Source organism: Halalkalibacter flavus (assembly GCF_036663575.1).
Classification (GTDB): Bacteria; Bacillota; Bacilli; order Bacillales; family Bacillaceae_D; genus Halalkalibacter; species Halalkalibacter flavus.
In genome coordinates this window covers 1-449 of record NZ_JAWRVK010000130.1, presented here as the reverse complement: position 1 = coordinate 449, position 449 = coordinate 1, and the positions used below count along the sequence as shown (strand labels likewise).

Sequence of the window (449 nt, the reverse complement as noted above, 5' to 3'; positions counted from 1 at the left end):
TGGATCTAGGTCAATATTTTGGACACAAAAAAGTTAACTTTCTTACCAATTATCAAGTAGACTCAGGTGGCTTGACACGGAGCCTCTGTGAGCATGATTTCTATGCCAGGAAGCCAGCTTATTTAAAATTCATGCTGGCAAGCCAGACGAGGCTATCATGCTCACCTCTCCATGTAAAGCCGGTTCTCTAATAATGGCTAGCGCTACGCAGCCTGGGACATGATCTCGTTCTCAAGCTCTTGTGGTGTTTTATAATCGATACTACTGTGCATTCTTTTTCGGTTGTACCAACCTTCAATATATTTAAACAGCTCTATATTAGCAGCGTTATAATCTAGGTATCTAACATGGTTGACTTCTTCTTTCTTTAAGATCGCATGAAACGACTCAATACAGGCATTGTCATAGGGACAGCCCTTATGACTAAAGGAATGTTCTATACCGTAGAA

General features: G+C 40.8%; 1 protein-coding gene. It reads right to left on the bottom strand.

Annotated elements, in window-relative coordinates; genetic code table 11:
• Nucleotides 1–203 precede the first annotated feature (203 nt).
• Nucleotides 204–449, bottom strand: a 246-nt coding sequence (locus SAY88_RS24760) for an integrase core domain-containing protein (RefSeq protein ID WP_332635085.1), incomplete at its 5' end; no start/stop codon positions are given.